Here is a 15,612-nt window from a genome sequence, read left to right on the forward strand (position 1 = left end):
GTGCTGAGTGTCCTCGTCTTCCTCCCGCTCCTGGTGTGCGCGGCCCTGGCGCTCCTGCCGCGCGGCCTCGGCGACCGGGCGTGCGCCTGGATCTGGATCTCCACCGCCGCCCTGGAACTGGCCCTGGTCGTCGTCCTGTGGTCGGGCTTCGACGCCGGCGGCGGGATGCAGTACGAACAACGGGCGCGCTGGATTCCCAGCGCCGGGGTCGGTTACCACGTGGGGGTCGACGGCCTGTCGTTGCCCCTGGTGGCGCTGACGTGTCTGCTGTTCCTGGCCGTCGCCGTGTACTCGCTGCGCGAGTACCGGCGCGTGCGCTCCTACGTCTGCCTGTTCCTGTTCCTCCAGACCGTCAGCACGGGCCTGTTCGTCGCGCTCGACCTGATCCTGTTCTTCGTCTTCTTCGACCTGTCCATCGTCGGGATGTTCTTCGTCATCGCCGGGTGGGGCCACGGCGAACGGGCCCGCGCGGCCGCGTTGCAGTTCTTCCTCTACACCTTCGTGGGATCGCTCGCGCTGCTGCTCGGCTTCATCGGTCTGTACCTGGCCGCAGAGCCGCACACCTTCGACATCGCCGACCTGGCCCGTGCCGACCCCCTGGCCGGCAGCGGCCCCTACGCCGGTCTGGTCCTGCTCGCCATCGGCGTCGGACTGGCGATCAAGACCCCGACCGTGCCGTTCCACACCTGGCTGCCGCCCGCACACACCGACGCCCCCGCCGCCGGCTCGGCGATCCTGGCCGGAATCCTGCTGAAGATGGGCGCCTACGGCTTCGTCCGCATCGCCATGCCCCTGCTCCCCGGGAGCTGGCGGGAGTACGCCCTGGTCATCGTGGTCGTCGGAGTCGTCTCCGTGGTCTACGGCGCTTTGGTCGCCCTCGCGCAGACCGACTTCAAACGCATGATCGCCTACACCTCCGTCACCCACATGGGCTACGTGATCCTGGCCGTCGGGGCCGCCGGAACCCTGGCCGGCACCGACCTCCAGGCCCGCTCCCTCGCGGTGACCGGCGCGGTGACCCAGATGGTGAGCCACGGGCTGATCACCGGCGCGCTGTTCCTGCTCAGCGGGGTGCTGTACGACCGAGGGCACACGTACGCGATGGACGCCTACTCCGGCCTCGCCGCACACACCCCCCGCTTCGCGGCCGTCACCGCCGTCGCCGCCTTCGCCGGCCTCGGCCTTCCCGGGTTCTCCGGCTTCATCGCCGAGTTCCAGATCTTCACCGGCTCCCTCGCCTCCCGGACGACCGCCACCGCCATCGCCCTGACCGGCATCGTCATCACGGCGGCCCTCTTCCTGACCGCGCTGCGGCGGATGTTCCTCGGCGCCCCGCGGCTGCCCGGGGCCCTCGCCTCCGGCGGGGTCGCGGATCTGCGCCGACACGAGGCGCTGCCCACCGTCGCGCTGCTCGCCCTCGCGCTGGTCATCGGTGTCCTGCCCCGCTGGCTCCTGGACGTCATCGAACCGGCCGGCCGCGCGCTGGCCCGACTGGTGGCACGGTGAACGACGACATCGCCGCCCTCGTCCCCGAAATCGCCCTGCTCGGGGCGGCCGTCACCGGCCTGCTCGCGGGTTCCTGGCTGCCCCGCAGCCGCCAGTGGATCGTCGCGGTCCTGGCCGCCGCCGCCTGCGCGGCCGGTCTGGCGGCCACCGCCGTCGCCCTGGCCGTCGACGGAGAACAGACCGTGTTCGCCCACGCGTTCGCCGTCGACACGGCGACCGGCGCCGGCCGGCTCGTCGTCCTCGTGGCCCTGCTGCTCGTCATCGGCATGTCCGTGGAGACCGTGCGCGGCCACAAGCGCGAGACCGAGTACTGGGTGCTCCTGCTGCTGACCGGCGCCGGCACGCTCGCCCTGACCGGCGCGAACGACCTGCTGACGCTCTTCGCCGCCTATCTGCTGGCCAGCGTCCCCGCCTACGCGCTCGCCGGCTTCGCCAAGGACGCCCCCGGCACGGAGGCCGCGCTGAAGTACTACCTGATGGGCGCGTTGTGCGGCACCACCATGCTCGCCGGAACCGCCGTCCTCTACGGGGCCGGGCACGCCACGCTCTACCGGGAGCTGCACGACTCCCTGCCGGCCGCCTCCTACGGCCTCGTCGCCGTCGGCCTCGTCGGCGTCCTGGCCGGACTGCTCTTCAAGGCCGGCGGGGCGCCCGCCCACTTCTGGGTGCCCGACCTCTCCGAGGGGGCTCCCGCGCCGGTCGCCGCCTGCCTCACCACCCTGCCCAAGGTCGGCGGGCTGATCGCCGGCTACCGCCTGCTCCACCAGGCCCTGCCCGGCAGTGACGTCAACTGGCCCCTGCTGCTCGCGGTCATCGCCGCGGTCACCATGACCCTGGGCAACCTGGCGGCGTTCTTCCAGACCTCCGTCAAGCGCCTCCTCGGCTACTCCGCCATCAGCCAGGTCGGCTATCTCCTCATGGCCCTCGCCGTCGCCACCCGCACCGAGCTGGCCCAGCGCAGCCTGCTCTTCTACCTGGCCGCCTACGCCGTCACCAACCTCGCGGCCTTCGCCGCCGTGACCGCGCTGCCCCGCGCCCGCACCCTCGACGACTACCGGGGCCTCGCCGGCCGCCGCCCCGCCCTCGCCGCCGTCCTCGTCGTCTGCCTCCTCGGCCTGGTCGGCACCCCGCCCACCGGCGTCTTCCTCGGCAAGCTGGAGATCTTCAGCGCGACCGTCGACGGCGGCTACCCCTGGCTGGCGGCGCTCGCCGTCGCCAACACGGTCGCCTCGCTCTTCTACTACCTGCGCTGGCTCGCCCCCCTGTTCGCCACCGCCGGCGTCGCGCCGGCCGCCGCGCACACCGGCCCGAGGCGCTGGGCCGCTGCCACGGCCGGTGCGGCGGCCGCCCTGTCCCTGGCGCTCGGCCTCGCCGGGCAAGCCTTCCTCACGCCGGCCGAGGGGCCGCTGCTGCCGTGACGGACCCGACCGCCGGGGTGAGCCGTCCGGCGCCGCGCCACCGGGCGCCCGGAACGGGAGGGCAGGGCAGCGAACCGGGCCGTATGTTGCCGGGTTCGGGCAATGACCGGCGCGGCGCGCGGCCGATAGGTTCACGCCACCGCAAGGGAGGAAGCCCCCGCGCCGGCCATCGGGCCGTGCGCGCGTCGGCGTCCGCGCAGACGAAGGAGCCCCGCATGGACGGCCCCTGGCCCAGCAGTCCGGTGAAGGCGCCCCGGGCGGCCGCCCTCGGGTCGGGGGTGCTGATCGGGACCGCGAGCGGGCTGGTGGCGGGCGCGGTGGTGCTGCTGGTGCTGGACGGCCCGTCGGTGCCGGCCGTCACCATGATCGTGGTGGCCGGGATGCTCGGGGCCGGTCACACCGCCCTGTTCCGGACGGTTCTGCGGCGGCACGTGTGGGCGGCCGGATGCGGTCTGCTCGTGGGCGTCGTGGTCGCGGCGTCGATGTTCGTCCTGTACCGCTCGAACAGGGTCGCGGAGGTCTGGGCGGCCCCCCAGGACCGGCCGGGAGCTCCGCAGGCGGTCGGGGCGTGGGACACCCCGGACCTGGTGGTGCGCGCGCGACCGGACCTGGTGACGGCGTACCGCAGCGGCGACGGCGCCGTCGCGTGGACGTGGGCGCCCCCGGGCCGGGACACGGTCTGCGCCATGAGCTCCACGACCCACGACGGGCTGGGGCTGATCGGCCACGCCTCCGGGACGAAGCCGTGCGCCGCCACCGCGGCACTCGATCTGCGGGAAGGCACGACCCGGTGGGCCCACGTCGACGAGGACCCGGACCTCTTCTCGTTCGAGCCGTTCGCCCGCTCCCTCGCGCTCGCCGGTGACATCGCGATCGTGCGTCACGCGCAGGGCTGGCGCGGCCTGTCCGCCGCCGACGGCAGGAAGCTGTGGCACGTCGACGGCGGCGAGGAATGCAGCCCCGACTTCGTCGACGCCGTCCCCGGGTCCGCGGTGGCGGTGACCCACTGCCCGTCCGGTCCGCAAGCCGCCAGGACGGAGGCTTGGCGGCTCGACCCGGACACGGGCGACGTCGTGACACGGACCGCCCTGCCCGTGGAGGAGAACCTCACCCGCTACGCCGTCGTGTCCGCCGACCCGCTCGCCCTCTGGGTGGGGGAGTCGGCGGCACGCGGCACCCGAGCCGTCCTGGTCATCGACGGCAGCGGCGCGGTGCGCACGACCATCCCTGCCGAGACGGACGACTACGAACTGCTCGTCGAGAGCCTCGGCGACTACGGGCCGGCGACTTTCGAGGCGCGCCCGGAGCCGGCCGCGGTCGTCGTCGGGGGCCTGCTCATCGCGCCCGGCGTCAAACCGGACGACCGGCGCGTCGCCTCCGACAGGAACGGGGTCTCCGTCAGCTATGCGGGGAGACTCGTGGCGATCTCCCTCGAGGACGGCGCACGACGGTGGATCTCCGACGTGGACGGCCGGACCCGGGGCATCACCGTGAGCGAGGGATCACTATGGGTCCTCCTCGGGCGGGAACTCCTCCGCCTCGACCCCGCGGACGGGCGGCACATCCGCACCCTCACGACCTACGACCTCGACCACACCCGGCCCGTCCGCCTCGCCGTCCACGGCGACCGCTACCTCGTCGTCGCCGAGGACGGCACCGGCCCCACGCCCCCCGTACGCGCCCTGAGGCCGGACTTCGTCGTCTTCTGAGCAGCCGTGGACGCGGGGGAGCACCGGTGGTCGCGGGCGCACTCGGCGCGCACCGCTCCACGACCGCCACAGCCCCGCGTACACCCCGCCCGCGGTGACGGGTTCGGCGCGTGTGCCGGAGGCGGCGACGCGGGGCGGCCCAGGACGGCGAGGCGATCGGCCTGCCGTGTGCTCCACGACCGGTGGGCGACGAGGAGCGCGTCCCGCTCGGCGCCGGAACGCGCTTCTCGCCCCTCTCCACGGGTTCAGTGCCGCTCGACACCGCTCAGCTCGTTGGGGGCCTTCGGCAGCTTCGCCGTGGCCAGCCGCTCGCCCGACTCGATGTCGATGGCCAGCAGTTTCCTGCCCGACGGGTCCGACACGTAGGCGGTGTGGTCGCGAACGAACAGCGCGGGCCGCGGCTGCTGCCAGTCCAGCGGTTCCTGCCAGGGGTCCAGAGCGGCGATCTTCCTGGTGACCTCGCCCTTCTCCGGGTCGATGACGTGGACGTGCCCGTCGGTGCCCAGGACGAGCGCCTCGCCGTGCGGGCCGCGGGCCAGCGAACGGAACGTGTAGCTCGTGCCGAGGTCGACCAGCCGCATCCTTCCCGTACGGGTGTCGATCAGCGACACCTGCTCCGGGCGTTCCAGCTCGGCGTCCCGGTCCTTCTTGTAGTCGCCGAGAACGATGGCGGACTCCTGCGAACCGGCCTGGTTGCCGACCCGGCCGTAGGCCGTCGGGCTCTGCACCTTCTTGAGGGCGCCGCCCCGGTAGACCAGCACGCCGTCCTCGCAGCCGATGACGACCGCTTCGTCCTGTGCGGTGGCCTCACCATGGACGCCGGGGCACTCTTCGCTGCGGGCGATCTCCTTGCGGTCCTCGTCCAGAACGGTGATCCCGACGCGCTTCTCCTCTGTGCCCAGCGTGGTGACCAGTTCACCGTTGGCGAGCTGGACCGCCACCCCGTGATGCGGGGCGGCGGACCGGTACGTCTCGCTCTTCGGCCTGGCGCCGCCGAGGTCCTCTGGGTCGAAGACGTTGACCTCGCCGGTGCCGTCGGTGAACAGGACGGTCCGGCCGGCGTGCCGGACGACGTGGCCCGGCTTGCTCCCCTCGAACTCGACGTCCGTGAGCTTCGCGCCCACGGCGTCCATGACCCGGAAGCCCGTCGAGGTGGAGACCATGACGTGGCGGTCGTCGCCCGCGGGGTTGACCCGGTTGAACCCCTCCAGCGGTATGTCCTCCGCCAGTTCCAGCGTCGCGCCGTCCAGGACGTACAGTCCGCCGTCGTACGTGGTGACGACCGGGTTCTCGACCCGGGAGGCCGGGGAGTCGGCAGCTCGGTCCGCCTTCCGGGCGGCGGGCCCGTCGCCGCCGCAGGCGGTGAGCGCGACGGACGCCGTGAGGAGTGCGGCGACGGCGGCGGCCGCCCGGGGACGTGCTGTGTGCTTCATGTGCGTGGTCTTCCTCTGGTGAGTGACAGGGGGCGGGCAAAGGGGTGGGACGGTGGGCTCGTGGGTCACCCGGCGGTCAGGCCTGTGGAGATGGAGAGGGTGTTGGCGCGCATCATTTCCAGGTAGGTGGCCGCGCCCCGGCCTTCTTCGGTGAGGGATTCGGAGAACAGCGGCACGACGGCGACCTCGACGCCGCTCTCGCGCTTCAGCACCTGGGCCAGCCGGTCGGGCTGTGAGGAGTCCGCGAAGATCGCCTTCACGCCCGCCTTCTCGATCGCGGTGGCGAGGGAGGTGAGGTCCGAAGCGCTCGGCGAGGCCAGAGTGGTCCCGCTGGGGACCACCGCGCCGACGACGCGGAACCCGAAGCGCTGGGCCAGATACCCGAAGACGTGGTGGTTGGTCACCAACTGGCGCTGCGCCGGGGGGATCGTGGCGAACCGCCGGTGCATCCACGCGGTGAGTTCGGTGATCTCGGCCCGGTAGGCCGACGCGTTGTCCTCGACGGCGGACCGGTCGACGCCCCGCACGTGCTCGGTGACCCGGGCCGCGATGACGCCGACCGCCTCGCGCACCCGCACGGGGTCGGTCCAGAAATGCGGGTCGGGCGTATCGGCCGTCTCCCCCGAGGCATAGGCGAGGGGGTCGACGGCCTCGCCGACGGCCACCGTCGGCACGCCGGCCTCCTCTGCGGCCTCCACGTGGCGCAGGACGTTCTCCTCCAGACCGAGGCCGTTGTAGACCACCAGGTCGGCCTGCTCGATCGACGCCGCCTGCGGAGCCGAGACGCCGAAGGAGTGCGGATCGGCCCCCGCCCGCATCAGCACGGCCACCTCGGCCTCGTCGCCGACGACGGCGCGGGTGAGGTCACCGAGGATGTTGGTGGTGACGACCACCGTGGGGCGCTGGTCCCGGCCGCTTCCCGCGCAGCCTCCGACGCCCAGGAGCACGGCGCAGACCAGAGAGGCGCAGAGGACGAGGGCGGCCTTCGGGCGTCCGCGCCCGGCCGTGGAACCGGCGCTCATCGGCCGGTCTCCACCATGTGCGTCGGCGCGAAGTCCAGGGGGAAGGTCCGGGCGAGACGGAGGCGGTCGTTGTAGTCGATCTCGTACACCTTCCGGGCCGCGGCGTCGTTGACGTACGCGCGCGTCGTGTCGACCTCGATGACGGCGGGCGCGCCGCCCTCGGCCAGGAGTTCCTTGTGGGCGGTGCGCTTTCCGGTGGTGATGTCGAAAGCGCTGAGCGCCCCGTCCTCGCCCAGCGTGAGCAGTGGGGCCCCCTCCCCGGCGGTGTTGGCGGCCGTCACCGGGCCGGTCTCGACGCGTGTCCAGGAGCGGTCGGCGACGTCGAGGACCCAGACGGCCTCCTCGCCGGCCGGGGCCACGAGCGTGGTGCTGCCCGCCCGGTGGCGGAAGTCGGCTGCCCGCTCCGAGGCGTCCACGGCCGTGCCGTAGGGGATCTTCTCGGCACGGAACTCGCCCGACTCCTCACTGACCAGCAGCGCTCCGTCGGCACAGCCGAACACCACGCCCCGGCGGGTGACGGCCTCGCCCCGGGCCTGGGCGCACGGTTCTTCGAGCGAGGCCACCGGGGACCCGCTCCGGTCGAGGACCTCCACGGCGCCCTCGCCGGCCTCCGCTCCGGCTGCCAGCAGATGTCCCGCGTAGGGGACCACCGGCCCGCCGCCCGCGCCGGTCAGGGCCCGGCCCCGGGGAGCCGCGCCGCCCTCCAGTTCCTGGCGGTCGAAGAGCCGGGTGCTCCCCTGGGAGGAGGTGACCGCGGTGACCGCCGGATCGCCGTGCACCCGGGCGGCGTCGTGTCCCGCGACGGACCCGGCGTCACGCACGGCGGCACGGTAGTAGTGGGTGTGGTCGCCGTGGTCGACCGTCCAGGAGCCGGTGTCGATGACCCGGGTGCCCTCGGAGCCGCTCACGTAGGCGAACCTGCCGTCGGTGCGCAGGCCTGTGACCCCGTCGCTCCCCTTGACGGACGTGATCTCCCCGGTGGTCAGGTCCAGGACCCCGGCCGCCCCGGCGCCGGCCAGCACGAGCCGCAACTGCTGCTCAGCGGCTTCCTCGGCTCCTTCGACATGGCCGTGGGGCCGCGCCTCCGACGAGGACGCCGTGGCCGGTCGCGCCTCGCCCTCGTTCTGGCAGCCGACGAGCAGTCCGGAACCGGCCAGGGCGGCGCAGGAGAGGGCGGTGGTGATGCGGGTCTTTCCGAGGTTCATGACGCAGATCCGTATTCGCTGAGCAGTCGGTCGGTGGGTCGTACGGGGGCGGCGGCGGGCCGCGCCCACCGGTTGCGGAGGGAGGAGGCCGGGACGGAGAACAGGAACTGGGCGACCGCCGTCGCGGCGATGGTCGCCCCGGCGGCCGTGCCCAGATGCCACGACAGCAGCAGTCCGATGAACGTCGCGCTCACGCCGAGGCACGCGGCGCCGATCATGATCACCGGGATGCGCCGCGCCCAGGGCAGTACGGCGGCCGGCGGGGCGATCAGCAGGCCGAAGACCAGCAGGGTGCCCACCACGTGGAACGACGCGACGATCGCCAGGGTGAGCAGGGCCAGCAGGGCGGCGTGTGCGACGCGCGGCCGTAGCCCCAGTGTGTGCGCCTTGCGCTCGTCGAAGGCCAGCGCTGCGAACGGGCGGTAGCCGAGGACCGAGATCACCAGCGCGATGGCCAGCGCGCCTGCGAGGTGGACGAGTTCGGCCGGGCGCACGGCCAGGACGTCACCGAAGAGGAAACCGGTCAGGTCGACGGCGAAGGACTGCGAACGCGAGACGATGATCACGCCCAGCGCCAGCATCCCGACGAAGAGCAGCCCGATGCCGGTGTCCTGGGACAGCCGCGGCGACCGGCCGACGACGCTGACGCCGAGGGCCATGACCGTCGCGCTCAGAGCCGCGCCCAGAAGCGGGTTGCCGCCCAGGAGCGAAGCCAGCGCGATGCCGGGGAGCATGCCGTGGGACATGGCGTCCCCGAGGAACGCCATCCCGCGCAGCACGACCCACGTACCGGCCAGAGCGCAGATCAGCGACACGAGAACGCCGCCCCACAGCGCCCGTTGCACGAAGGACACCTCGAAGGGGCCTGTCAACCATTCCATGCGCCGGGACACTACAATGAAAATGATTATCAATACAAAGTAGTGATGGGAAGAGGTTCGTCTGATGCAGCCGCAGGTAGTGCTCGACCGAGTGTCGGCGGGCTATGCGAACCGTTCGGTGCTGAAGCAACTCACCTTGTGCGTACCGTCGTTCGCCATCACCGCGGTGGTGGGTCCGAACGGGTCGGGGAAGTCCACGCTGCTGGGGGTGATCGCCGGTGTGATCCCGGTGACAGGGGGGTCGCTGGAGCACCGGACCCCCGGGCGTCCGTCTCTCGTGGTGCAGCGCAGCAAGGCGGCCGACGCGCTGCCGCTGACGGTTCGGGACGCCGTCGCGATGGGGAGGTGGGGTCGGCGGGGGCTGTGGCGGGGGCTGTCGCGGCGCGACCGTGACGTGGTCGACGCGAGCATGGACCGGCTCGGCATCACCTCCCTCGCGCACCGGCAGTTGGGTGAGCTGTCCGGCGGTCAGCGTCAGCGCGCTCTCGTCGCGCAGGGGCTGGCCCAGGAGGCGGACCTGCTGCTGCTCGACGAGCCTTCCACGGGCCTCGACGCGACGGCACGGCGTCTGATCGCCGACGTCCTGGCCGAGATGGCGGCGCAAGGGGTGACGATCGTGCAGGTGACGCACGACCTTGAGGCGGCCGGGGCGGCCGAGCATGTGGTGGTGCTCCAGGAGGGGCGCCTGTGGGCGGAGGGAGCTCCGGTCGAGGTGCTGACCGACCGTGCCGTCGAACGCGTGTGGCGACTGCCCGGCCGCGTGTGATGCCGGAAGGGGGGCGGGCGCCCCGGGCCGTGCGGGGGAGCGGCGCCCCCGCACGGCCCGACGGGGCGGGCTCTGCGGGTGGCCGGGCCGGGCGGCACCGTGGCTGCGACCGCCGCCCGGCCCGGGGCGTGGAGGGCCTGGGGCCCTGCTCGGGTTCACAGCCCCGAGGTGTGCGGCCGGCTGGACGGCCGGAGGAACTCCTCGGGGTGCAGGGCCGGCCCTGGCGTTCGGCGGGCTGGTCTGGAGGGTTCTCGGGGGCCGGAGGGGGGTGACGGGCAGGGGTCCCGGCGTCGTGGAGGATCAGCCCTCGGGGCGTAGCAGGCCCCGTTCGAAGGCCCGCACCAGGTGCTGCGGAACCAGGCGGACGGAGCCGTCGACGGTGACCGGGACGAGCCGGGGCGGCGTCGCCTTCCACTGTGCGCGACGGTGCCGGGTGTTGCTGCGCGACATCTTCCGCTTCGGAACTGCCATGAAAGCCTCCTGGGTTGTGGGCAGCTCGCACGCTATATGAAAATGATAGTCACTACCAAACAGGGTGCGCCATCCTGCTCGGCCGGGATGCCGACAGCTCCTTGCTCCGGGCGCCGTCTCCGTACGTCTCGCGGTGGCGGGTCGGCTACTGGCGGAGGGGCCCGCCCGGCGGCCTGTCCCAGGCGGCCTCGCGGAGCAGGCGCAGGCCGTTGAGGCCGACGATCACGGTGGAGCCCTCGTGCCCGGCGACGCCGAGCGGCAGCGGCAGGGTGCCGATGAGGTCCCAGGCGACCAGGACGGTGATGAAGGCGCCGGCGATGAAGAGGTTCTGCACGACGAGCCGGCGGGCGGTGCGGGAGAGGTTCACCACGGCGGGGATGGCGGCGAGTTCGTCGCGCACGACGACCGCGTCCGCGGTGTCCAGTGCCAGGTCGGACCCGGCCCTGCCCAGGGCGATGCCGATGTGGGCGGCGGCCAGGGCGGGGGCGTCGTTGACGCCGTCGCCCACGACCAGGACCCGGTGGCCCTCGGCTTCCCACGACCGGACCGCCGCCACCTTGTCCTGTGGCAGCAGCCCCGACCGTACGTCGGTGATCTCGACCTCGGACGCGAGGCGCCGGGCGGCGCGGTCGTTGTCGCCGGTCAGCAGGACGGGTGAGCGTCCGGTGAGTTCGGCCAAGGCCGCCACCGTGGCCGCGGCGTCCGGGCGCAGCCGGTCGGCGATGCCCAGCACTCCGGCCGGTTCGCCGTCGAGCAGGACGAGGACGGCGGTGCGGCCCTCCGCCTCCAGTGCGGTCACCGTCCTCAGGGCGGAGCCGTCGGCGTCGCACGCGTCGAGAAGCCGGGCGGGGGAGCCCACCTGGACCGAGCGCCCGTCCACGGTGGCCGCGACCCCCCGGCCGGGAGCGGAGGCGAAACCGGTCGCCTCGGGCAGGGCGAGCCCGCGCTCCCGGGCGGCGTCGACCACGGCGCGGGCCAGCGGGTGCTCGCTGGGGTGCTCGGCCGCCGCCGCCAGGGCCAGCAGCGCCCGCTCGTCGAGTCCGGCCCCGGGCAGCGGGCGTACGTCTCTCACGCGGGGCGTGCCCTCGGTGAGGGTGCCGGTCTTGTCCAGGGCCACGATGTCGACCTGCCCGAGCCGTTCCATCGCGACGGCCGACTTGGCCAGGACGCCGTGGCGGCCTGCGTTGGCGATGGCCGAGAGCAGCGGTGGCATCGTGGACAGCACGACGGCGCACGGGGAGGCGACGATCATGAAGGTCATCGCCCTCAGCAGGGCCGGCTGCACCTCGGACCCGAAGGCCAGGGGCACGGCGAAGACGGCCAGCGTGGCGAGAACCATGCCGACGGAGTAGCGCTGCTCGATCTTCTCGATGAACAGCTGGGTCGGCGCCTTGGTCTCGGAGGCCTCCTCGACCATGCGCACGATCCGGGCGATCACCGAGTCCGAGGGGTCGCGGTCGACCCGGACCCGCAGGGCGCCGGTGCCGTTCACGGTCCCGGCGAACACCTCGTCCCCGGTCTGCTTGGCGGCCGGCAGGGGCTCCCCGGTGATGGTGGCCTGGTCGACGTCGCTCGTCCCGGCGAGGACCAGGCCGTCGGCTCCGACCCGCTCGCCGGGTCGGACCAGGATGACGTCGCCGACCGCGAGGGAGTCCGCCGGTACGTTCTCCTCGCCGCCGCCGGGCAGCAGGCGCGTCGCGGTCGTGGGGGCCAGATCGAGCAGGCCGCGCACGGAGTCGGCGGTGCGGGCGGTGGCCACCGCCTCCAGTGCGCCGGAGGTCGCGAAGATGACGATCAACAGGGCGCCGTCGAGTGCCTGGCCGATGGTGGCCGCGCCGAGCGCGGCCACCACCATGAGCAGATCCACGTCCAGGGTCTTGTTCCTGAGTGCCTTGAGGCCTTCCCAGCCCGGCTCCCATCCCCCCGTGACGTAGACGGCGGCATACAGCGGCCCCCAGGTCCACCACGGGGCGCCCGCCAGGTCCAGGGGGAAGGCCGACAGGAACAGCAGCAGCGACGCCAGCGCCCACCGGGCTTCGGGCAGCGCGAGGACGTGCCTGCGGCGCTGGGGAGGTGCGGGGCGCGGCCCGGCGGCGGGAGGCGCGGTCCACTGGTCGAGAGCTGAGGGCATGGCGAAGGAACCCTTCACGGAGGGAGGGGGCGAGGTGGCTCACCATACAGGAATAAGTGAATAGGTCTTCATGTATTCCGCGTATGATGGAGCCATGGGCCACGGAATCGACACCAGCAGCATCGCCACCACCCGTGAGCGTCTCGACGCCGTCGGCACCGCGGACGTGGCCGCCACCCTCCAGGCCCTGGCGACGCCCTCACGGCTGTACATCCTGGCCCGACTCCAAGAAGGCCCGTGCTCCGTGAGCGACCTCGCGACCGCCGTCGACATGGAGCCCTCGGCCTGCTCGCACCAGCTGCGCCTTCTGCGTAATCTGGGGCTGGTCGCCGGCGAGCGGCAGGGCCGCTCGATCATCTACGCGCTCCACGACAACCACGTGGCGGAACTCCTCGACCAGGCCCTCCACCACGTCGAGCACCTGCGGCTGGGGGTCCGCGACACGGCGGACGACGGGACCGCGCGCGCCGTCCCAGAGTAGGCCGGCTCCACCGGGTGCACGGTTCCCCACACCGCCGCCACCGGTCACGGCCGCCCGCCGGTCCGGAAGGACCGGGCGGTGTCGACCGCGCGCGGGCCGGCCGACGCGCAGGCCGGGCCCGGGCGCCGTCGGGGCTCCGGCCCGAGCCGTCAGAAAGCCCTGGACCGCTAAAGCCCTGGACCGCTGCCGTCGCCAATGTCGATGGCCTCTTCCGGTCCGGCGGGTGGCTCCGTTCGCTCGTCCGTCGCCGGCGCGGCCCCGCGGCGCCGGCGGAGGCGGAGCGAGCCGCTTGCCTGGGGCTACGCGCGGCGGTTACGGGCCCCCTCCCCACCCGCCCGGCCGGGGGGTCGGCCGCGTCCCCCGGGCGACGCGGCGGCCGCGCTGCCGCCGGCCCCGAGCAGTCCCGTCGCCGTGAACTGCGACCGCGTCAGCTCGCGGCGGGTCATCAGGGCGACCGGGCCGGGCAGCACGGCGCGCACCGCCTGGACGCCCCGCAGCCACGCGGGCACGTACACCGAGGGCGCCCGCCGCTCGGCCGCGGTCACCAGGCGACGGGCCATGTGCTCCGCCGAGTAGGTCTTCCGCGCGGGCAGCGGCATATGGGCCCGCAGCTCGCGCATCACGGGAAACCGGTCGGACTCCCGGATCATGTCCGTGTCGATCCAGTTGAGGTACGCGATGCCCACCCCGACCCCGCGGGGGCCGAGTTCCGCGCGCAGTGAGTGGGAGAAGGACTCCACGCCCGCCTTGGAGGCGCAGTAGGCGCTCATCATCGGTGCCGCGCCCATGGAGGCCAGGGAGGCGATCTGCAGATAGTGCCCCCGTGTGTCGAGCAGATGCGGCAGGAACGTCCGCGCGGTGATCGCGCTGCCGACGAGGTTGACCTCGATCACGCGCCGCCAGCTGTACGGGTCGGAGTCGACGAAGGGGCCCCCTTCCGCCACCCCGGCGTTGGCGACGACGACCGAAGCGGGGCCCAGGGTGCGGCGGACCTCCTCGGCGACGCGCGCCGTCCACGCGTCGTCGGTGACGTCCACGTGCCAGTGCCGTGACGGCGTCGGCAGGCTCGCGGAGACCCGCGCGAGCGCCTCCGGCTCCAGCCCGAGCAGGGCCACCGTGGCACCGCGTGCGGCCAGCTCGCGGGCGAGCGCCGCACCGAGACCGCGTGCGGCGCCCGTCACCACAGCCGTACGGCCTCTCAGAACGCGCTGTCGGTCGGTCACGTGACTCCTCGGGTCCAGGGGACGGCGGCCCTGAGCCGGCCGCAGCGGCCGCCGCGGACGGAGGGAAGGGGGGCGCACTCCGAGTAGCTCGAAGCCGCCGCCGTAAACGTCCGGGCCGCCCTCGCCCGATGTGCGCCGCACGGCGGCAGACGGGACAGTGGGGAGCACCCCGTCGTCGACGGCCACAGGCCGAGGGAGTGTACGCACCATGGCGAAGGACAAGAAGCTGGGCAAGGGCGACCAGGTCTCCTGGAACAGCCACGGAAAGACCGTCCCGGGAGAGGTCAAGAAGAAGATCACCGAACGCACCGAAGCCGCAGGCCGCACCGTCGACGCCTCCGACGACGCACCGCAGTACGAGGTCGAGAGCGACACGTCGGGCCGCAGGGCCGTCCACAAGCCGCAGTCCCTGCGGAAGAAGGACCGCTGATGAGCCGGACCGAGGACGGGGGCCGGAAGGAGACGATCGAGGAGTTCGGCTCGGCCGTCAACATGACCTCCCGTGACCTGAAGGACTGGCTTGCCACGGACGCGTCGCAGAGCGCCGGGCAGCCGGGCGGCGACGGCGAGAGCGTCGGGCACGCGTCGGGGCGGCGCATCGTCTCGCTGCTGGAGAAGAAGGAGTCCGCCCTCACCGACGACGACGTCGCGCACATGCGCAAGGTCGTCGGCTATGTGCACCGGCACCTCGCCCAGCGCCCCGACGGCGACGTCACCGAGAGCCGATGGCGGCACTCCCTCATGAACTGGGGGCACGACCCGCTGAAGTGAGCCGCGGCGGCGGGCCCGCGCCGGAGGCGACGCGTGCACCGCCGCTCACCCGCGCCTCCCGCCGCGGCCGGCGGAGTCGCGGACGCGCCGTCGCAGGACCACCAGGTCCACGCCCGCGGTGACGGCCACGAGGGCGCACACCCCTGCCAGAACGGCCCTCAGCGTGGCGCTCGGGGAGTCGCCCGGTTCGGCGGCCGCCGCGGACACGGCGAACAGCACCGCCGCGACGACGAACACGCCCAGGGCCACCCACGCCAGAATCCTCCTGAGCTGAAGTGCGCTCAGGGCGTTGGCCGGCTCCGTGCCTCGTCTCATGGGAATCCTCTCCAGCGCATCGTCTCCGGGCCCGCGCCCGCATGCTGCCTGCGCGCTCGGGCGATCCCTGTCACCGTGCCGGGTTCCCCGCCGCGCGTGGTCGAACCGGACTCCCGGGCCGGTGAGGCGACGGGCCGGGGTCTCGGTGGTCTCGGGCCGAGAGCGGCGGACGCCGACCGAGACCCCGCAGGTCCACGAGGACGGCGTCGTCGCTCACCTGCTCGAAGTCGTCGTACCACCGGCCCACCGCCCGGAAGTTCGGCGGCTGGTGGGACCCGGG

At 73.4% G+C, this 15,612-nt stretch carries 15 protein-coding genes; 7 read left to right on the top strand and 8 right to left on the bottom strand.

Translation table 11 applies throughout. From position 1 onward, the window contains the following. The 3 genes from V9U70_RS12620 to V9U70_RS12630 all read left to right on the top strand — a co-directional run bounded on the left by V9U70_RS12620 (position 1) and on the right by V9U70_RS12630 (position 4,633). Positions 1 to 1,506 (top strand): complex I subunit 4 family protein, encoded by a 1,506-nt coding sequence (locus V9U70_RS12620; RefSeq protein WP_336674800.1) that lies wholly within the window; start codon positions 1 to 3, stop codon positions 1,504 to 1,506. Continuing rightward, the gene (locus V9U70_RS12625; protein ID WP_336674802.1) at positions 1,503 to 2,924 is read left to right on the top strand and encodes an NADH-quinone oxidoreductase subunit N; all 1,422 of its coding nucleotides are present in this window, start codon (positions 1,503 to 1,505) and stop codon (positions 2,922 to 2,924) included. Before V9U70_RS12620 ends, V9U70_RS12625 begins: the two co-directional genes overlap by 4 nt. A 215-nt stretch (positions 2,925 to 3,139) precedes the next feature. Continuing rightward, the gene (locus V9U70_RS12630) at positions 3,140 to 4,633 is read left to right on the top strand and encodes an outer membrane protein assembly factor BamB family protein (RefSeq protein ID WP_336674804.1); all 1,494 of its coding nucleotides are present in this window, start codon (positions 3,140 to 3,142) and stop codon (positions 4,631 to 4,633) included. A 245-nt stretch (positions 4,634 to 4,878) separates the two neighbouring features. On the opposite strand, the gene aztD is transcribed toward V9U70_RS12630, so the two are convergent. The 4 genes from aztD to aztB form a co-directional block, all read right to left on the bottom strand. Next, on the bottom strand, positions 4,879 to 6,066 hold the full coding sequence (gene aztD, locus V9U70_RS12635) for a zinc metallochaperone AztD (protein ID WP_336674806.1): 1,188 nt from the start codon (positions 6,064 to 6,066) through the stop codon (positions 4,879 to 4,881). 65 nt (positions 6,067 to 6,131) lie between these two features. Beyond that, complete coding sequence (gene aztC, locus V9U70_RS12640) at positions 6,132 to 7,088, bottom strand: zinc ABC transporter substrate-binding protein AztC (RefSeq protein WP_336674808.1); 957 nt, start codon at positions 7,086 to 7,088, stop codon at positions 6,132 to 6,134. Then, a complete protein-coding gene (locus V9U70_RS12645) occupies positions 7,085 to 8,293 on the bottom strand; it encodes a hypothetical protein (protein ID WP_336674809.1) in 1,209 nt (402 codons plus the stop codon). The genes aztC and V9U70_RS12645 overlap by 4 nt, the downstream gene beginning before the upstream one ends. After that, positions 8,290 to 9,174: a zinc ABC transporter permease AztB gene (gene aztB, locus V9U70_RS12650; protein WP_336674810.1), complete on the bottom strand. Its 885-nt coding sequence runs from the start codon at positions 9,172 to 9,174 to the stop codon at positions 8,290 to 8,292. The genes V9U70_RS12645 and aztB overlap by 4 nt, the downstream gene beginning before the upstream one ends. 64 nt (positions 9,175 to 9,238) lie before the next feature. Between aztB and aztA the strand changes: the two genes are divergently transcribed. Then, positions 9,239 to 9,940 carry a zinc ABC transporter ATP-binding protein AztA gene (gene aztA / locus V9U70_RS12655; protein ID WP_336674812.1) on the top strand — a complete coding sequence of 234 codons (702 nt, stop codon included), beginning with the start codon at positions 9,239 to 9,241 and terminating at the stop codon, positions 9,938 to 9,940. A gap of 300 nt (positions 9,941 to 10,240) precedes the next feature. Here aztA and rpmF read toward each other — a convergent pair whose 3' ends face one another. Then, positions 10,241 to 10,411, bottom strand: coding sequence for a 50S ribosomal protein L32 (rpmF, locus tag V9U70_RS12660; RefSeq protein ID WP_336674814.1), 171 nt, complete (start codon positions 10,409 to 10,411; stop codon positions 10,241 to 10,243). A 145-nt stretch (positions 10,412 to 10,556) separates the two neighbouring features. After that, positions 10,557 to 12,542 carry a heavy metal translocating P-type ATPase gene (locus V9U70_RS12665; RefSeq protein ID WP_336674815.1) on the bottom strand — a complete coding sequence of 662 codons (1,986 nt, stop codon included), beginning with the start codon at positions 12,540 to 12,542 and terminating at the stop codon, positions 10,557 to 10,559. Positions 12,543 to 12,636: 94 nt separating this feature from the next. Here V9U70_RS12665 and V9U70_RS12670 point away from each other — a divergent pair, with 94 nt between their 5' ends. Beyond that, positions 12,637 to 13,023, top strand: a complete 387-nt coding sequence (locus V9U70_RS12670; RefSeq protein WP_336674816.1) for an ArsR/SmtB family transcription factor — start codon at positions 12,637 to 12,639, stop codon at positions 13,021 to 13,023. 299 nt (positions 13,024 to 13,322) lie between these two features. Here the strand turns inward: V9U70_RS12670 and V9U70_RS12675 are convergent, their stop codons facing one another. Beyond that, positions 13,323 to 14,246: an SDR family oxidoreductase gene (locus V9U70_RS12675; protein ID WP_336674818.1), complete on the bottom strand. Its 924-nt coding sequence runs from the start codon at positions 14,244 to 14,246 to the stop codon at positions 13,323 to 13,325. Between the two features lie 208 nt (positions 14,247 to 14,454). On the opposite strand from V9U70_RS12675, the gene V9U70_RS12680 reads away from it, so the two are divergent. Then, positions 14,455 to 14,676 carry a hypervirulence associated TUDOR domain-containing protein gene (locus V9U70_RS12680; RefSeq protein WP_336674820.1) on the top strand — a complete coding sequence of 74 codons (222 nt, stop codon included), beginning with the start codon at positions 14,455 to 14,457 and terminating at the stop codon, positions 14,674 to 14,676. Beyond that, positions 14,676 to 15,017 carry a DUF3140 domain-containing protein gene (locus V9U70_RS12685; protein ID WP_336674822.1) on the top strand — a complete coding sequence of 114 codons (342 nt, stop codon included), beginning with the start codon at positions 14,676 to 14,678 and terminating at the stop codon, positions 15,015 to 15,017. The genes V9U70_RS12680 and V9U70_RS12685 overlap by 1 nt, the downstream gene beginning before the upstream one ends. Before the next feature lie 45 nt (positions 15,018 to 15,062). Here V9U70_RS12685 and V9U70_RS12690 read toward each other — a convergent pair whose 3' ends face one another. Next, positions 15,063 to 15,332 (bottom strand): hypothetical protein, encoded by a 270-nt coding sequence (locus V9U70_RS12690; protein WP_336674824.1) that lies wholly within the window; start codon positions 15,330 to 15,332, stop codon positions 15,063 to 15,065. Positions 15,333 to 15,612: the final 280 nt, after the last annotated feature.

Origin of the sequence: Streptomyces pratensis, from assembly GCF_037137275.1 — a bacterium.
In the GTDB taxonomy this organism is placed as follows: Bacteria; Actinomycetota; Actinomycetes; order Streptomycetales; family Streptomycetaceae; genus Streptomyces; species Streptomyces pratensis_B.

Coding starts and splice junctions, on each gene's coding strand:
- V9U70_RS12630 (WP_336674804.1), top strand. CDS start 3,140: ATGGACGGCCCCTGGCCCAGCAGTCCGGTGAAGGCGCCCCGGGCGGCC.
- aztD (WP_336674806.1), bottom strand. CDS start 6,066: ATGAAGCACACAGCACGTCCCCGGGCGGCCGCCGCCGTCGCCGCACTC.
- aztC (WP_336674808.1), bottom strand. CDS start 7,088: ATGAGCGCCGGTTCCACGGCCGGGCGCGGACGCCCGAAGGCCGCCCTC.
- V9U70_RS12645 (WP_336674809.1), bottom strand. CDS start 8,293: ATGAACCTCGGAAAGACCCGCATCACCACCGCCCTCTCCTGCGCCGCC.
- aztB (WP_336674810.1), bottom strand. CDS start 9,174: ATGGAATGGTTGACAGGCCCCTTCGAGGTGTCCTTCGTGCAACGGGCG.
- aztA (WP_336674812.1), top strand. CDS start 9,239: ATGCAGCCGCAGGTAGTGCTCGACCGAGTGTCGGCGGGCTATGCGAAC.
- rpmF (WP_336674814.1), bottom strand. CDS start 10,411: ATGGCAGTTCCGAAGCGGAAGATGTCGCGCAGCAACACCCGGCACCGT.
- V9U70_RS12665 (WP_336674815.1), bottom strand. CDS start 12,542: ATGCCCTCAGCTCTCGACCAGTGGACCGCGCCTCCCGCCGCCGGGCCG.
- V9U70_RS12670 (WP_336674816.1), top strand. CDS start 12,637: ATGGGCCACGGAATCGACACCAGCAGCATCGCCACCACCCGTGAGCGT.
- V9U70_RS12680 (WP_336674820.1), top strand. CDS start 14,455: ATGGCGAAGGACAAGAAGCTGGGCAAGGGCGACCAGGTCTCCTGGAAC.
- V9U70_RS12685 (WP_336674822.1), top strand. CDS start 14,676: ATGAGCCGGACCGAGGACGGGGGCCGGAAGGAGACGATCGAGGAGTTC.
- V9U70_RS12690 (WP_336674824.1), bottom strand. CDS start 15,332: ATGAGACGAGGCACGGAGCCGGCCAACGCCCTGAGCGCACTTCAGCTC.